The 15751-nt window shown below is 46.0% G+C and carries 18 protein-coding genes; 5 read left to right on the top strand and 13 right to left on the bottom strand.

All coding sequences use genetic code 11. The annotated features are described in order from the left end of the window. Positions 1-2: 2 nt before the first annotated feature. The 6 genes from QSV55_RS03490 to QSV55_RS03465 all read right to left on the bottom strand — a co-directional run bounded on the left by QSV55_RS03490 (position 3) and on the right by QSV55_RS03465 (position 4736). Positions 3-1313 carry a Na+/H+ antiporter family protein gene (locus tag QSV55_RS03490; RefSeq protein WP_289650707.1) on the bottom strand — a complete coding sequence of 437 codons (1311 nt, stop codon included), beginning with the start codon at positions 1311-1313 and terminating at the stop codon, positions 3-5. 58 nt (positions 1314-1371) lie between these two features. Further along, positions 1372-2337 (bottom strand): hypothetical protein, encoded by a 966-nt coding sequence (locus QSV55_RS03485; protein WP_289650706.1) that lies wholly within the window; start codon positions 2335-2337, stop codon positions 1372-1374. Between the two features lie 11 nt (positions 2338-2348). Next, positions 2349-2669 carry a YuiB family protein gene (locus QSV55_RS03480; protein ID WP_133451476.1) on the bottom strand — a complete coding sequence of 107 codons (321 nt, stop codon included), beginning with the start codon at positions 2667-2669 and terminating at the stop codon, positions 2349-2351. A 136-nt stretch (positions 2670-2805) separates the two neighbouring features. After that, a complete protein-coding gene (locus QSV55_RS03475; protein WP_289650705.1) occupies positions 2806-4023 on the bottom strand; it encodes an NAD(P)/FAD-dependent oxidoreductase in 1218 nt (405 codons plus the stop codon). Between the two features lie 108 nt (positions 4024-4131). After that, a complete protein-coding gene (locus QSV55_RS03470) occupies positions 4132-4488 on the bottom strand; it encodes a HesB/IscA family protein (RefSeq protein ID WP_133451474.1) in 357 nt (118 codons plus the stop codon). Between the two features lie 11 nt (positions 4489-4499). Then, positions 4500-4736, bottom strand: coding sequence for a YuzB family protein (locus tag QSV55_RS03465; RefSeq protein ID WP_133451473.1), 237 nt, complete (start codon positions 4734-4736; stop codon positions 4500-4502). Positions 4737-4847: 111 nt separating this feature from the next. Between QSV55_RS03465 and QSV55_RS03460 the strand changes: the two genes are divergently transcribed. Beyond that, positions 4848-5912, top strand: coding sequence for an NAD(P)/FAD-dependent oxidoreductase (locus QSV55_RS03460; protein ID WP_289650704.1), 1065 nt, complete (start codon positions 4848-4850; stop codon positions 5910-5912). 50 nt (positions 5913-5962) lie between these two features. Here the strand turns inward: QSV55_RS03460 and QSV55_RS03455 are convergent, their stop codons facing one another. After that, positions 5963-6280, bottom strand: coding sequence for a YuzD family protein (locus QSV55_RS03455; RefSeq protein ID WP_289650703.1), 318 nt, complete (start codon positions 6278-6280; stop codon positions 5963-5965). An 81-nt stretch (positions 6281-6361) separates the two neighbouring features. Between QSV55_RS03455 and QSV55_RS03450 the strand changes: the two genes are divergently transcribed. The 3 genes from QSV55_RS03450 to QSV55_RS03440 all read left to right on the top strand — a co-directional run bounded on the left by QSV55_RS03450 (position 6362) and on the right by QSV55_RS03440 (position 10458). After that, the gene (locus QSV55_RS03450; RefSeq protein ID WP_133430760.1) at positions 6362-6604 is read left to right on the top strand and encodes a NifU family protein; all 243 of its coding nucleotides are present in this window, start codon (positions 6362-6364) and stop codon (positions 6602-6604) included. Positions 6605-6829: 225 nt separating this feature from the next. Continuing rightward, complete coding sequence (gene fdhF, locus QSV55_RS03445; protein ID WP_289651045.1) at positions 6830-9787, top strand: formate dehydrogenase subunit alpha; 2958 nt, start codon at positions 6830-6832, stop codon at positions 9785-9787. Further along, complete coding sequence (locus QSV55_RS03440) at positions 9787-10458, top strand: helical membrane plugin domain-containing protein (protein ID WP_289650702.1); 672 nt, start codon at positions 9787-9789, stop codon at positions 10456-10458. Before fdhF ends, QSV55_RS03440 begins: the two co-directional genes overlap by 1 nt. Positions 10459-10500: 42 nt before the next feature. Here QSV55_RS03440 and QSV55_RS03435 read toward each other — a convergent pair whose 3' ends face one another. From QSV55_RS03435 to QSV55_RS03425, 3 genes are read right to left on the bottom strand one after another with little or no spacing between them, the layout of a single operon-like run. Then, positions 10501-11454 carry a 2-hydroxyacid dehydrogenase gene (locus tag QSV55_RS03435; protein WP_289650701.1) on the bottom strand — a complete coding sequence of 318 codons (954 nt, stop codon included), beginning with the start codon at positions 11452-11454 and terminating at the stop codon, positions 10501-10503. Then, the gene (locus tag QSV55_RS03430) at positions 11451-12239 is read right to left on the bottom strand and encodes a TIGR01457 family HAD-type hydrolase (protein ID WP_289650700.1); all 789 of its coding nucleotides are present in this window, start codon (positions 12237-12239) and stop codon (positions 11451-11453) included. The genes QSV55_RS03435 and QSV55_RS03430 overlap by 4 nt, the downstream gene beginning before the upstream one ends. After that, positions 12226-12663 carry a DUF86 domain-containing protein gene (locus QSV55_RS03425; protein WP_133451467.1) on the bottom strand — a complete coding sequence of 146 codons (438 nt, stop codon included), beginning with the start codon at positions 12661-12663 and terminating at the stop codon, positions 12226-12228. Before QSV55_RS03425 ends, QSV55_RS03430 begins: the two co-directional genes overlap by 14 nt. A 76-nt stretch (positions 12664-12739) precedes the next feature. Between QSV55_RS03425 and QSV55_RS03420 the strand changes: the two genes are divergently transcribed. After that, entirely contained in the window at positions 12740-13003 is a 264-nt protein-coding gene (locus QSV55_RS03420) for a DUF3055 domain-containing protein (RefSeq protein ID WP_133451466.1), read from the top strand. Positions 13004-13025: 22 nt separating this feature from the next. Here the strand turns inward: QSV55_RS03420 and QSV55_RS03415 are convergent, their stop codons facing one another. The 3 genes from QSV55_RS03415 to QSV55_RS03405 all read right to left on the bottom strand — a co-directional run bounded on the left by QSV55_RS03415 (position 13026) and on the right by QSV55_RS03405 (position 15746). Further along, on the bottom strand, positions 13026-13466 hold the full coding sequence (locus QSV55_RS03415; protein WP_434784204.1) for a YutD family protein: 441 nt from the start codon (positions 13464-13466) through the stop codon (positions 13026-13028). Then, entirely contained in the window at positions 13466-14371 is a 906-nt protein-coding gene (gene lipA / locus QSV55_RS03410; protein WP_133451465.1) for a lipoyl synthase, read from the bottom strand. The genes QSV55_RS03415 and lipA overlap by 1 nt, the downstream gene beginning before the upstream one ends. A gap of 61 nt (positions 14372-14432) precedes the next feature. Next, on the bottom strand, positions 14433-15746 hold the full coding sequence (locus tag QSV55_RS03405; protein WP_289650699.1) for a bifunctional metallophosphatase/5'-nucleotidase: 1314 nt from the start codon (positions 15744-15746) through the stop codon (positions 14433-14435). Positions 15747-15751 lie beyond the last annotated feature (5 nt).

Raw genomic sequence — 15751 nt, 5'->3', positions numbered from 1 at the left:
TCTTATAATACCATGGCTGCAATATAGCCGAAAATGAGAAGCGGGATATTAAAGAGCATGAAAGTCGGCACGCACGTATCCCAGATGTGATCGTGCTGCCCGTCCATATCGAGTCCTGCTGTCGGCCCGAGTGTTGAATCACTGGCCGGACTGCCGGCATCTCCCAGCGCGCCTGCTGTCCCGATGATACTAATCAATGCGAGGGGGCTGAGTCCGATTTGCTGGCCAAAAGGAATGAATAAGGCAGCGATAATCGGAACAGTCGCAAAGGAAGACCCGATGCCTAACGTAATAATCAGACCCGCAGTCAGCATAAATATAATACTGAGTGATTTATCGCCATTTGTAATATTCACCATGCCATGTACAAGCGATTCCACCTGCCCTGAATGGTTCATGACACTCGCGAAACCGTTCGCTGTCAGCATCACCACACCGATATACGCCATTATCTTGATTCCTGTCACCAGTTCATTATCAAGCGTCTTCCAGTCATAGACACGGAATAGGAAGAAGATGAGAATACCAGCCAGCGCACCAAAAATCATCGATTCTGTCAGCAGCTGAACGATAAATGTTGTGACAATGGCCAAGATTGTGACAAAGACCGTGTAACGGCTGATTTCCTTCACTTCAAACGCTTCATCCGCAGTTTGACGATAGTCACGGGGCTTACGGTAAAGAATGATACCGATCAGTAAACCGACTACAAACCCCATGGAAGGAATCAGCATCGCTTTCCAGATATCATCAAACTGAATCGTATAGTGGGCCTGGTCGAATCCTTTCTTGATGATTTCGTGAAAAATATGACCGAAACCAAACGGCAGCAATGTATACGGGAAACAAAGACCGAATGTCAGGACAACTGCTATCATTCTTCTATCCAGTTTCAGTTCATTGAATAAACTGAGCAGCGGTGGAATGACAATCGGTATAAATGCGATGTGGATAGGCAGGATATTCTGTGACATACAGGCAAGAATAAGCAGGCTGACCACTATCACCACTTTTGTCCAGACTCTCGTTTTAACTGTGCTATCCTGCTTGATCAACCGGATGATACGTTCCACGAAATAATCGGTGATGCCGCTGTATGATATTAAGGCGGCAAAACCTCCCAGTAAGGCATAACTGAGCGCCACTTCTGCACCGTCACCAATGCCTGCTGTAAAATAGCTGATTGTATCAGCAAGGCTCATATGGGCAGTCAGGCCTCCTACTAATGCACCGATAAACAATGACAGTACGACATTCAGCCTGCAGAGACTGAGTACAATCATCACAATTACTGCTATTAAGACAGCATTCATTTAAAAACCCCTCTTCTTTATCTTGGTAAAGTGCTACCATACTAAAGTAAATGAAATTTTATACTTTGTCAACTGTTATTATTTCGTGTATCAGTTCGACCTGGTATTTAAGAGGCAGTATATGCGTCATTTCTGCTATCGTGAATGTCTCGCCGAATTGATCAGCAAAATAGTCATAAGACAGGACAGATAACTGCCGGTACTTAGAGGGAAATAACGTGTAGTGAGGATTCTGCATGCGATACTTCAAGGCTGTCTCACTGGAACGTTTCACACCGTATAACGTGATCTGCCTGTTGTCACTCGGTAAATAATCAAGCACAAGCGGCTGGACTTTATATTGCAGGCCATAATGAATCAGATCGTTCATGATAGCGAGTCTCACTGACTGAAGTGCGACGAGTCTGCCGTCCCGTGCCAGACGTCTTGCCTCACTCATCTGATTGTCATACGCTACTGTCAGCACGACTGTCTCTCTAGTTGCTGCAAGAAGTGCCGGCTGGATTAGATCGGGATGCAGCACGATTACGACCTGTTTGGCCCTCGTCCCGGTATGCCATTCCGTGACTTTGACTTTATAGTCGTGATAGGTCAGGGGAAGCAGCTGATACATATCGTGCTCGCTTAGTGCATTCGGCTCAACGTGTGGTGCAGGCAGCTCCTCGTGATAGCCCAGGACTTCAGCATGTGGCCACTTATCTTTAATCGTCCAGTATAAGCCGGAGACATCCATATAGTGATTCAGCGTCGCCAGATCAACGATCAGCGCTGTATCGATATGTAAAGCCCTGATTCTGTCATGCAGCATCAGTTCGTCTTCCATGGTATATCGCTTCGGATTGCCGGCAGGAATTCCGATAAGCCGTCTGTTCTCATATCGTACATCCAGTTCTATGTCATGCTGATGATAAAAGTGTTCTATCTCTTCATCGATCCAGTGAATGCCCGTCTGCTGCCATTGATTGGACTGAAAAGGTAAAAAGCACATATAGACTGACTCTATATGTGCCGGTGGGTTAGTCATATTCATCACTCCTAGAACATCGTGTAGCCGCTGCGGCGTAGGTTTCTGATCACAATACCCGCTGCCACAGCCCCCACTAATCCTGCCGAGAGCATGATGATGTCGGCAGGCAGAAGATGCGTCAGTCCACGCCAGAGCTGACTGAACGCATAGCGTGGTTTCAAGATATAGTCAGCTGTCGAAATCTTGTCAACAATCGCAAAGACGACAAAGGGATAGAAGGCAGTCATGATCCATGTGGATTTAAGGAGCATATTTAAGATAAAGGCAATCCCGAAAAATAAGACAAAAAATAGTACAACGCTGATAATTAACTGAACTAAGGCAGTCATTGTTTCCTCCTCATGTTACAAAAAAAGTCATTGCACCTATTATAGCATGAAATATAGAACATGGCGGCTATTAAAGGCAGTCTGATCCGCACAAAAAAAGCAGGACTCCTCTGTCAGAGTCCTGCTTGATCAAGAATTATAAAAATTTACCTTTTTTAAGTGCTAAGCCCGTACCACCGATTTTGAAAACGGCACGTGTGTCAATCACTTTTTTCATGAAGGCTGCTTTTTTACCTGTGATTTCTTTACCCATTACCACACCTACGCCGTCATGAGCACCGAGTGATGCAACCGTACCTCTTTCGTTGTAGATGAATTTTCCAAGCGGCTGGTTATTGAGTAATTTAACGATGGCATCAGCAGTGAATTCACCTTGCTGCATCGCAATCTGTGCAGTTGTAGGATAAGGACGTTTATTGTCGCCTTCACCTGCCATAACCGCTGAGCAGTCACCGATAACAAAGATGTCATCGTAACCGTCAATACGGTTATCTTCACGAACGACGATACGGCCGCGTTTCACACCTTCGAATGATTCTTCCATCAGCTTGCTGCCACGTACACCTGCAGCCCAGATCACTGTATTAGCATAGAGCTGTTCTTCCTGCTCACCGTTTTTCACAACGAAGCCATGTTCATTTGCTGCGACGATCGGCGTAGCAATTTTGAACTCGACACCACGCGCTTCAAGGTATTCTACAACGTAGTTAACAAGTTCATCTGAGAACATCGGTAACATTTTAGGCGCTGCTTCTACACAAGTTAATTTAACTTTAGCTGGGTCAACCCCATATTTTTTGCACAGCTCAGGTACGCGGTCTGTTAACTCACCTAATAATTCGATACCAGTGAACCCAGCACCACCTACAAGAATAGCAAGATCTTTGTCGTCTTTTTCTGTGCTCTGTGCATAATGAGAGAAACGCTCTTCAATGTGCTTTGCGATACGGCGGGATGTATTCACGTTTTCAATCTGGAATGCATGTTCTTTCATGCCGCTGATGCCAAATGTCTCTGACTCGAAACCAAGCGCAACGACTAAGATATCAAAATGGAAGATACCGTTCGTTGTCTCGACCGTTTTTTCATCGCGGTTGATCTTAGTCACTTCTGCTTTAACGAAGTCGACTTTAGACGCATCTACTACGCTCGCAATCGGATAAAGCACATCTTGAGTTTTTAAAGTCCCTGCAGATGCTTCATGTAACCAAGTTGCTTCATAGTGATAATCATTTTTGTTGATTAAAGTGATATCGCAATCCTGTGCTGAAACTTTTTTCTGTAATTTAGTGATAGTCTGTAAGCCGGCGTAGCCCGCACCTAGTACAACAACTTTTTTTCTTTCAAAGCCCATTATATTCACCCATCTTATTTTTATTTTATTGTGATTTTCGTCACATGTTATATTTAAATCATTCCACTATAATAATAATATTAAAAACTGGAATATTCAATATATAAACTAACAGTTTTCCGGTGTGCCCGCGACTTCGCGAGTTCTAAAAGAGCTGCCACAGCCGCATGAAGCAATGGCATTCGGGTTATCAATCGCGAATCCGCCGCCCATCAATGATTGTTTGAAATCGACCACTGTTCCTTTTAAGATCGGTGCATCTGTCTGATCAACGAGTACTTTAACACCATAAAATGTCAAAATTTCGTCATTTTCTCCAGGGGCTTCTTCTGCACTCATGCCATAGGACAGACCGGTGCAGCCGCCACCTTTCACTGAAATCTTCAAGTAGCCATCAGGCATACCGTTCTTCTCCATCATATCCTTCACTTCATAAGCTGCCGCTTCTGTCAGTGTAATCGTCATCTTAAAACCTCCTAAAACATCCATGTTTCTTCTATATGCTTATAAATATTGGCAAGGAGCTGTTCCGGACTCTCCCCTGCCACATAATCTCCATTCACCAGGGCGTAAAGTTCATTGCTACACTGTCCGCAATAGGTCAGACACCCATATTCCAGACAATCGATATCGGGATCTTTTTCGAGCGCATCAAATACAACCTGACCGCCTTTTGCCAGATTTGAGATACAGAATTCGACGATCGGATTCATGGCTCACCTCTATTTTCAGATATTTCTACTAATCAATTGTATAATATATTATAATTTAAGCGTACATAAAAAAATAGGATTTTGACTCATGTAAGAAAAGGGGATTAACAAATGAAGAATCTTGTTTTACTTGGTGGGGGCTACGGCAACATGCGCATCATGCAGCGTCTGCTTCCAGATGCTTTACCGGAAGAATATACGATTACCTTGATCGACCGGGTACCATTCCACGGTTTAAAGACAGAATTTTATGCGCTGGCAGCAGGAACTGAATCAGATAAAGATGTCCGGGTGGAGTTCCCGAAAGATGCTCGTCTTAACTTTGCGTATGGAGAGATCACGTCGATTGACCTCGAAAAACAGATTGTCTCAATGGGTGAAACACATGTTGACTATGATGAGCTGATCATCGGTCTCGGCTGCGAAGATAAATATCATAATGTGCCGGGTGCTGAGGAATATACTTACAGCATTCAATCCATCATGCAGGCGCGTGATACATACAGCGCCATCGCAGACCTGCCTTCAGGTAGTACTGTCGGTGTTGTCGGTGCAGGTCTAAGCGGTATTGAACTTGCAAGTGAACTCAGAGAATCACGTTCTGACCTTAACATCAGACTCTTTGACCGCGGTGAGCGTATTCTACCTGCTTTTCCGGAGAAACTGAGCAATTATGTCAAGAAATGGTTCGATCAGCACAACGTCGAAGTCATTCCGCACTCTAATGTGGTAAAAGTGGAACCTGGGAAACTGTATAACAATGATGAGACATATGACGTGGACCTGTGTGTCTGGACAGCGGGTATCCAGCCTGTCGAAATCGTGCGTAATCTGCCTGTCGAATTCGGTGAAGGCAGCAGGGTCCGCATTAACCAGTATCATCAGATTCCGACTCATCGCAATGTCTACGTCGTGGGTGACTGCGCCCTCCTTCCTCATGCGCCGAGTGCCCAACTTGCGGAAGTTCAGGCAGAACAGATTGTAGACATCCTGAAAAAGGTCTGGCAAGGCGTGGAACTCCCGGACACTATGCCGGAACTGAAACTGCAGGGCTTCCTCGGTTCTCTCGGCGAAAAAGAAGGCTTTGCCTTCCTGATGGACCGTACTGTCACAGGCCGTATCGCTCGTTTAATGAAGTCAGGTGTCCTCTGGCTTTACAAGTACCATAACGGTTAAAAAAGCATTGTCTCTATTCTGAAGAGACAATGCTTTTTATTATCTTGATACTACCGGACGAAATGCTGCTCCACATACTTCGTCAGCTGAGGCAGCTGGATGTAGCCGTCTGCGACAATTTCATCATTCATGGTGATCAATGGATAGAAAAGTTCATCGGCCTGTATACGTTCAACGATAGACTCGTCGTAGTCTGAATGATTGGCGCTGTCATTGATATCAATGTAGTTGAATGTAAAATCCACATTGTTGAACTTACGCTTTAAATTCGGCTGTACCCAGTCGAAGATATCTTTAGATGTCGGTGCATTGACACAGCTTGCGCATACGACATCTGCACCGTAAACATTTACTTTTACCTGTTCCATGTGCAACCCCCTTAAATAATTGAATAAACTATGCTATAGTGATTATACTATACAGTAAATGAATAAAGAAAGGAGTCTATGATGACGACTGAACAACAAACTCAATTTGATCAAGTCAGTGAAGTACTTGATAAGTTACGTCCATTCCTGTTACGTGACGGCGGTGACTGTGAACTTGTCGATGTAGAAGATGGTATCGTTAAATTACGTCTATTAGGGGCTTGCGGCACATGCCCTTCTTCTACCATCACACTTAAAGCAGGTATCGAACGCGCGCTTTTAGAAGAAGTACCGGGTATCGTAGAAGTTGAACAAGTATTTTAAGACTGCTCTTCGGAGCGGTCTTTTTTTATTCTTCAGTAAGCCCCTCTCCTATAAGACCGGGTATAGCACAGCCTGAACAAGTGACGGATGATACCGTCAGTATTTGCGGTGAAATTTTAATTAATTTAAGGGTTTACATTGTATAAATCCTGTAAAAACATATAATTAAGGTAGGCATAAAGTTTTTTCATCAATTTTGAGAGGGGTTAATACATGAGTGAAGTTATGACGGGAACCATCCAAATCACTTTAAACGGCCAGCCAATGGCAGTGCCGGCGGAAGCCAATCTGTTAGACTATTTAAGATTCAAAGGTATTGAAGTACCCGCTCTATGTTATCATCCGGATCTTGGAGCAATCGAAACATGTGACGCATGTATTATTGAGGTCAACGGGGAACTCGTGCGTTCATGTAGCACTCAGTTAAATGAAGGTGACGTTGTCAGAACCGGTACAAGCGAAGCATTTGAAGCACAGATGATCGCAATGGACCGCGTTTTACACAACCACGAACTCTACTGTACGGTCTGTGATTTCAACAACGGCAACTGTACAGTCCATAATACAGTTAAAAAATTAAAAATCGATCATCAGGCTACTCATCAGTCGCCTAAAGGTGCACCGGTCAACCGCGGTAAATTCTATCGCTATGATCCTGATCAGTGTATCCTCTGCGGACGTTGTGTACAGGCCTGTCAGAATGTCCAGGTCAATGAGACATTAATGATAGACTGGGAACTTGAACGTCCACGTGTCATCTGGGACGGTAACGGTTCTACACTCATCGACGAGTCTTCCTGCGTCAACTGCGGACACTGTTCAACTGTCTGTCCATGTAACGCCATGATGGAGGTCGGCATGGAAGGCGAAGCTGGTTTCCTGACTGGTATGCTGAAGGACGCATTCCGTCCGGCAGTTGAAGTGACGAAAGCCGTTGAAACAGGTTATACGCCTCTTATGGCTATTTCTGATATTGAAGCAGAAATGCGTGAAGACCGCATCAAGAAAACAAAGACAGTCTGTACTTATTGTGGTGTCGGCTGTTCATTCGAAGTCTGGACTAAAGGCCGTGACATTCTTAAGGTAGAGCCGTCTCCTGAATCTCCGGCGAACCAGATTTCCACATGTGTGAAAGGTAAATTCGGCTGGGATTTTGTCAACTCAGGCGAGCGCTTAACGAAGCCTTTAGTACGTGAAGGCAATGAATTCCGTGAAGCTTCATGGGAAGAGGCTTATGCCCTGATTGCCAAGAACTTCAAAGAGACTATCGAAAAACGTGGACCTGAGCGTCTAGCGTTTATTACCTCTTCTAAGTGTACGAACGAAGAGTCTTATCTCATGCAGAAACTGGCTCGTGCAGTTGTCGGTACAAACAATGTCGATAACTGTTCACGTTACTGTCAGTCTCCGGCGACTATGGGCTTATGGCGTACAGTCGGTTATGGTGGTGACTCTGGTTCTATCACAGATATCGGTAGCGCGGAACTGATCATCGGTATCGGTACTAACACCGCAGAAGCACATCCTGTCATCGCGACACGTGTGAAGAGTGCACAGAAAGTCCGCGGCTCGAAGATTCTGGTCTCTGATATCCGTAAACACGAGCTTGCCGAACGTGCGGATATGTTCATCCGTCCAAATCCATCATCTGACTTAGTCTGGCTGAATGCTGTCACTAAATATATCATCGACAATGACTGGCATGACAAAGCGTTCATCGCTGAGCACGTCAACAACTTTGATGAACTTGTCAAAGGTCTTGAGAAATATACACTGGATTATGCCGTGCAGCATACAGGTCTGACAAAAGACGAACTGATTAAAGTGGCAACGATGATTCACGAAGCGAAATCGACAGTGGTCATGTGGGCAATGGGTATCACCCAGCAGCGTGGAGGCAGTGATGCTTCGACAGCGATCTCCAACCTCCTGCTTGCAACAGGTAACTATATGAAGCCGGGCGCAGGCGCTTATCCTCTCCGCGGTCATAACAACGTCCAGGGGGCAAGTGATATGGGTAGTATGCCGACTCACTTACCAGGTTACCAGAAGATTGACGACAAAGAAGCACTTGCCAAGTTCAGCAAAGCATGGGGCCGTGAACTGAATCCTGAAAAAGGTCAGAACAACCACCAGATGGTTGATGCGATGCATGCCGGTGAACTTGATGTTCTTTACTTAAAAGGTGAAGACATGGGTATCGTCGATTCTAACGTCAACTACGTCCGTGCCGGTTTCGAGAAACTGAAGTTTATGGTGGTCCAGGACATCTTCTTCTCTAAAACAGCAGAGTATGCAGACGTGGTCTTACCTGCTGCACCAAGCTTCGAGAAAACAGGTACATTCTCCAATACAGAACGTCGTATCCAGCGTCTGTATCAGGTGATGGAACCGCTCGAAGGTTCTAAACCTGACTGGATCATCATTCAGGAGATCGCCAACCTGCTCGGTGCAAACTGGAATTACACGCACCCAAGCCAGATCATGGACGAAATCGCTGCACTGACACCTATCTATGCGGGTGTCAACTATGAACGTCTTGAAGGCTTCAACAGCTTGCAGTGGCCGGTCCATGAAGACGGCACTGATTCACCTCTTCTCTTCACAGACGGCTTCCCGTTTGATGATAAGAAAGCTCGATTCGCACCAGTGGACTGGACAGAACCAACTGAATATCCGGCAGAATATGATATCCATGTCAACAACGGCCGTCTGCTTGAACATTTCCACGAGGGGAATATGACCTATAAAGTAGAAGGTCTGGTGCTTGAGACACCGGGTGCCTTCCTGGAGGTTTCTCATGAACTGGCAGCAGAGCGTGGCCTTGAAGACGGCACACTCGTACGTCTGCAGTCTCCTTATGGCCGTGTAGATGTTAAGACCATCGTCACTGACCGCGTTTATGGCAAAGAAGTCTACCTGCCAATGAACGACTCAGGCGACGCAGCGATCAACCTGCTGTCAAGTTCTATTGCTGATAAAGATACCTCAACACCTGCCTATAAGGAAACGAAAGCAAAATTAATCATTTTAGATAAAGGTGGTAAATCACCACTCCCTAAAACGAACTTCCGCTATGGTCACCGTGTACCGCAGATGGGTGTCAATGTCCAGAAGAAATGGGCGCGTCGTGACTATATCTTCCCGGGCACTATCGTCAAAGAAAGAAGAGGTGGTAAGTAATGGCACAAGCTACTAAAGTGATCAGAAGAACAGAAGTCGATGTTGAAGCCGTTCGCGCGAAAGAACTTCGTGAACTTGAAGATCAGCTGATTATGCATAAAGACACCCTGCATAAGCTGTTCCGCCTGCTTGAACAGCTGGATGACCATGAAGTCATCAATGCGCTGAATGCCGGACTTGCTAAAAGTGATCCGATCCTGACTCGTGTCCTAAAAGCAGTCAACGATACAGAGACAGATAAAGCCATCCGTAATGGTCTCCTGCTCGTCCAGGGACTCGGGAAATTCAACTTCAGTGAAATTGAACCGATGATCTTAAAGTTCAATAAAGGGCTGAAATTATCTACTGAATACAACCAGAGTAAACCACTCGGCTGGATGGGACTTCTCAATGTGCTGACGAATAAAGATTTCGTTGAAGGCTCTATCGTCCTGACGAAGTTTGTTAAAGGATTCGGTACCAGCTTTGAGCAGCTGAAACAAGAACAGGGTATTGTCGATCCCGTTCAGACGGACGTCGGCAATATAGACAGAGTGTCAGCTGCCGAACTGCCAAGCAAAGCAGCCGGCACCCGTGAAAGTAACCGTCCGAGCGCTAACCCTAAGGTGAAGATGCTCGGTATGGCTGCAGGGGCCGCATTATCTGTCGGTGCCCTCCTCCTTAAAAAATAAGAACACTAAAGAAGACCTGGAACTTCAAGTTCCAGGTCTTCTTTAGTGTACAGGTGTCTTAGGTTCTTGACCTCTTATCACATGTTTAGCATTATCGACACAGAGCTGGATCATGGCGTCACGTGTCTCAACGGTCGCACTGCCGATATGCGGTAACACGACAATCTTGTTCTCCTTCAGGAAAGGATGTCCTTCCTTAATCGGTTCCTCGCGGAGTACATCCAGCCCTGCCGCAGCGATATCACCATTCTGGACAGCTGCGAGCAGGTCTTCCTCTACCACGTGGCCGCCACGTCCGATATTAATGAAGATTGCATGGTCATTCATCTTGCGGAATGTATCCTTATTGAAGATATCGGCTGTTTCTTTCGTGAGAGGGGCTGTGCAGACGATGTAATCTGCCTGCAGGAGTTCATCGAATGAGACATACTTTGCGCCCAGCTCTCTTTCAGCGTCTTCATGTCTTGAACGCGTATGATACATGATATCCATATCAAATCCCTTGCAGCGCCTTGCAAAGGCAGTACCGATTGATCCCATGCCGTAGATACCGACAGATTTTCTGTAGACATCTGTGCCTGCCATCAAATAAGGTTCCCAGCCTTTCCACTCGCCTGCTGCCACTAATTGAGCCGCTTCAATGATACGGCGCGCCGTGATAAGCATCAGCGTGAAGCCGAGTTCTGCAGTGGTCTCTGTCAGAACGTCAGGCGTGTTGCAGACGATGATTCCTTTTTCCTTCGCATAATCGACGTCTATATTATCATAACCGACCGCTAAGTTGATGACAGCCTTCAGCTCCGGACAACTATCCAGGTATTCCCGGTCGATTTGATCACTCATCATCGTGATGACCACATCTGCATCCCGGCTCTTGTTAAGGAGCTCTTCTCTTGGCATCGCCTTTAATTTTTCGCCGTACATTTCAACGTCAGCGACACTCTGCAGGTCCTCTATAAATCGTTCAGGTATCTGTCTGGTCACTAAAACCTTCATTCTGCACCCTCCTGATAACTCTTAATGACATCATTCAAGTTCTTGACTGAATAAGACGGCGGCACTTCTTCTGCCATCACTGCATCATAAGTCGAGACCCCCGTCTGGACGTGCAACGTATCAATCCCGCTGTTGATGCCGGACAGTATATCCGTCATATAAAGGTCTCCGATCATCACCAGCTCCTCTTTCGGCAGTCCGATCATCTCGACTGCCTTATTCATAATATGGACTTCCGGCTTGCCGATGAAAAGAGGTTCTACATCCGTCGCTACTGTCAGCACACTGGTCAGTGCGCCGTTCCCCGGCAAAAGCCCTCGTTCACTCGGCAACGTCCGGTCCGGATTCGTTGAAATAAATGTGGCCCCGTTCCGAATGGCCAGTGCTGCATTCGCCAGCTTGTCATAAGTGATGTCCACATCTAATCCGATGACGACATAATCCGCCTCGACATCCTCGACAATTTCCAGTCCTTCATCTACAAGTGCCTGTCTGATGCCTTTACCGCCGACGCAGTGAACACGAGCGCCGGGCTTCTCATCTGCTATATACATCGCTGTTGCCATCGCAGACGTCACCACATTCTCAGCCGTGCAGGGGAAACCCATTCCCGTCATTTTCGCTGCGACTTCGTCCGGTGTCTTTGAAGCATTGTTGGTCACAAATAGATAAGGCAGTTCATTATCATGCAGATAATCGATGAATTCCTTTGCGCCTTCAATCACTTGTGTCCCAGCGTACATCGTTCCGTCAAGATCCAGCAGATACCCTTTATATTTTTTCATGATTGCCTCCTTTACCGAATGCAGATACCGGTCCCAGTTCTCTGTCAATAAATGATTCCACAGCACGCTGGAAATGCGTATAAGCTGCCAGATTGGCACTGAATACAGATTTCAGTTTATCGTGGTCGATGTGGGTATAGTCACGGACCATCCACTGTCTCGTCGGTAATGTCGCTGATATCATCTTGGCATCATCACCTGTAATCACTTTCTCCATTTCCATGATGTCAATCACATCCTGATAGCTACCCGGGTCACGCATGATAAAGCCATCTATCATCATATTGCCGACGTCCACCGTGCTTTCAATCAGCATATGACAGATGCGTTCAAGCGCATAGCCTTCTGCAGCTGTGAAATCAGCTGTCAGTTGTGTGATATAGTCAAGCTTTAATGCGAGTTCATCTCGATCTACAAAGTACATGTTATCGCCTCCATCCCTAGTTTAACAAATTTTCTTATCGCCTTCATTACTGATATACTTGAGACGGAGGGATATTATGATAGATATGTTCTTATACGATGACTCTGAGAAGGCGAATGTCCGTTTCGTCAGCTTTCTAGGAGAATCTCGTCATGATTTGACACTCATCCAGACCGACCGCCATTACGGTAAGACCATCGTGCTGAATACGCAGTCCAATAAATTCGGCATCATCGGTCGTGATGACCTGGAAGAGGAAGGTTATATTGCTTATGTGCTTGGTATCAGTGACGCTGAAGCGGCAGAAGTGACTGAATTCTTAAATGACGTCATCCATTAAAAAAAAGTAACTGCCTGCGCAGTTACTTTAAAAAATCCTTGAGCGTTTTACCAGTGTTAAGATCGTCAATCTCCTGAGCCGGTGCGAGTGTCACCGGCTCTTCTATTTGGACTGCCTCAGCCTCTACTGGCGTTTCCTCTACTGTTTCTCCGTCAACCTCTTCTGCCTGGTGGCGAATCACTTCATGTACTGTCAGCCGTTTCAGGACGAAATAAGCACAGCCGAAGTTACAGTATTCGAGCAGATAATCCTGGATGCTTGAAAATCTACGGCTGATATCCGCTTTTTTATTTTTATCTTCATAGAAGCCTTTCAGACGCAGCTGTTCATAGCCGATATCACCGACAATAATCGGATATTTATCGAGTACTTCTGAATAGCGCGTTTCAAACTGCTCCTGATTGAAAGCATTCTTATGATCGACCATTATCTCAAAATGATGGTCGCCTGCTCTCACAATCATTAAGCTTCTCCGAGCGCCTGACGTTGTTTCGCTGCCTCGTTCACCTGTTCATCAGCATGGTAAGAACTACGTACCATCGGCCCAGCCTGGCAGTGTTTGAAACCTTTGTCCATCGCTATTTTACGCAATTTACCGAATTCAAGCGGTGAATAGTATTTCTGAACTTTGATATGCTTCCGAGACGGCTGCAAGTACTGGCCGATTGTCATGATGTCCACGTCATTTGCACGCAGATCATCCATCACTTCAAGGATTTCGTCCCAAGTCTCACCCAGGCCGACCATCAGACTTGATTTAGTCGGAATATCCGGCTGCAGTTCCTTTGAACGACGGAGCACTTCAAGTGAGCGGTCATAGGTCGCACGAGCCCGAACTCTCGGTGTCAATCTGCGGACTGTTTCGATATTGTGATTCAGGATATCAGGTCGCGCATTCATGAGGCGCTCCCAGTTCTCAAAGCTGCCGCCCATATCTGATGGCAGCACTTCTATTGTCGTATATGGATTGCGTTCGCGTACTTTGCGGATCGTTTCTGCATAGACTTCAGAACCGCCGTCTTTCAAGTCATCACGTGCCACCGCTGTGATGACAACGTGCTTCAGGTTCATCAGTTCGACTGATTCTGCCACACGTTCGGGTTCATTTAAGTCAAGTTCGTTCGGCAGACCTGTCTTAACCGCACAGAAGCGGCAGGCACGTGTACAGACTGCACCGAGAATCATGAAAGTCGCTGTACGTCGTTCACCCCAGCACTCATGGATGTTCGGACATTTTGCTTCCTCACATACCGTATGCAGGTTCTTCTCACGCATCATTTTCTTAAGTCCTGTATAGTTCTGGTTCGTATTAAGCTTTATTTTTAACCATTCAGGTTTTCTGAGAATTTCTTCATTTCTTGTCGCCACAATACATCCCTCCGATATCCATTAATTATAACGCAAAGTGATTTAAATTAAAATGTCTGCTTCATGAAAACCTTCTATCCAGTGCGAGCTGCATGACATCCCGCAGAAACTCAGGCATAAAGTAGGCTTTGTCATTCTGAACGAACTGCGGGAAAAAGCGTCCGAACGTATACATATCTAGCGTGGCAAGTGTATAGGTCTGATGATCATCAATCAGCTGATCCCCCACAAAAAACTGTCGCTCGGACTGAATATAGCCGATATGATCCGTCACATACATACCGAAGACGTCACCCCTGAAGCCATATCCTTTGACGATTTCATCGCGGAACTCATGCTTGCTGCTCATAGCGATGACTTCCTTCAGCTCTCGTCCGGAAAGTGTGATCTTAACAGGATTAATGGGATGCGGCAGCATCTTATGCAGATCATATTTCGTCAAGCTGTCTCCTTCGTAACCTTCAACGATCAGTCCTGAATTGATCAAGGCACAGTCTGCATCCAGTTCAATTCTCAGTTCCCTTGCCAGCAGTGCCGTCGTGTAGGACGCGCTGTACAGTCGTCTTGGCAGACTGACCGGACTGTGATGGATGACTTCACTGAGCAAGTCACGGCCTTCCTCATAATAATGATCCTCACTATCGGTCAGTTCATCAGTCTCAATCAGTCTTGCCTCTTTCTGCACGAGACGTCGGCCGTCAAATTGCAGTTTGATCTCACCGATATATTCACCATATCTGCCCGCCGCACCGATAAGGACACCGTTGACCCGTTCCCCCTTATCAAAATGATGATGCGTATGCGCACCGAGTATTAAATCGATACCTGGAATTTCCTCGGCAATCCGGCGGTCGGCAAAAATCCCTAGATGACTCAGAATAATGATGACATCACATTCACTGCGGATCGCTTCAACCTGCTTGCGGATGGCGTCAAGCGGCTCAGTCACCTGCCAGCCGAGTGCCTTATAAAAAGGTGTGAACTCTGCTGTTGCACCGATAAAGCCGAATTTAACACCCTTGAACTCATCGATCACATGCAGCCTGAGGTGACGGGGGAGCTGTCCTTCCATATCAAACAGATTGCAGCATGTCACTTTAAAGTCTGCCTCATCATACAGTGCATTAAAGTCCTCATGGGTCAATGTGATGCCTTCATTGTTGCCGATGGTCGCTACTTTGACATGTGCTTCGTTCAGCAGTTCAACGTTTCCTTTGCCCAGTGTTCCCTCGGTATAAGGATGACTTCTATCCACATGATCGCCTAGATCGACGTAATAACTGTTGTCCGGTCTGTCCTTTAAATAGCGAATAATCTTATTGAAAGTCGACAGATGACTGTGAATATCATTTGTATGGTAGAGTTTGATTTCCATAATAT

Origin of the sequence: Macrococcus bovicus (assembly GCF_030376725.1) — a bacterium.
GTDB lineage: Bacteria > Bacillota > Bacilli > Staphylococcales > Staphylococcaceae > Macrococcus > Macrococcus bovicus.
Note: the sequence above shows the minus strand (reverse complement) of the source record. Positions and strands in the feature narration are given on the sequence as shown.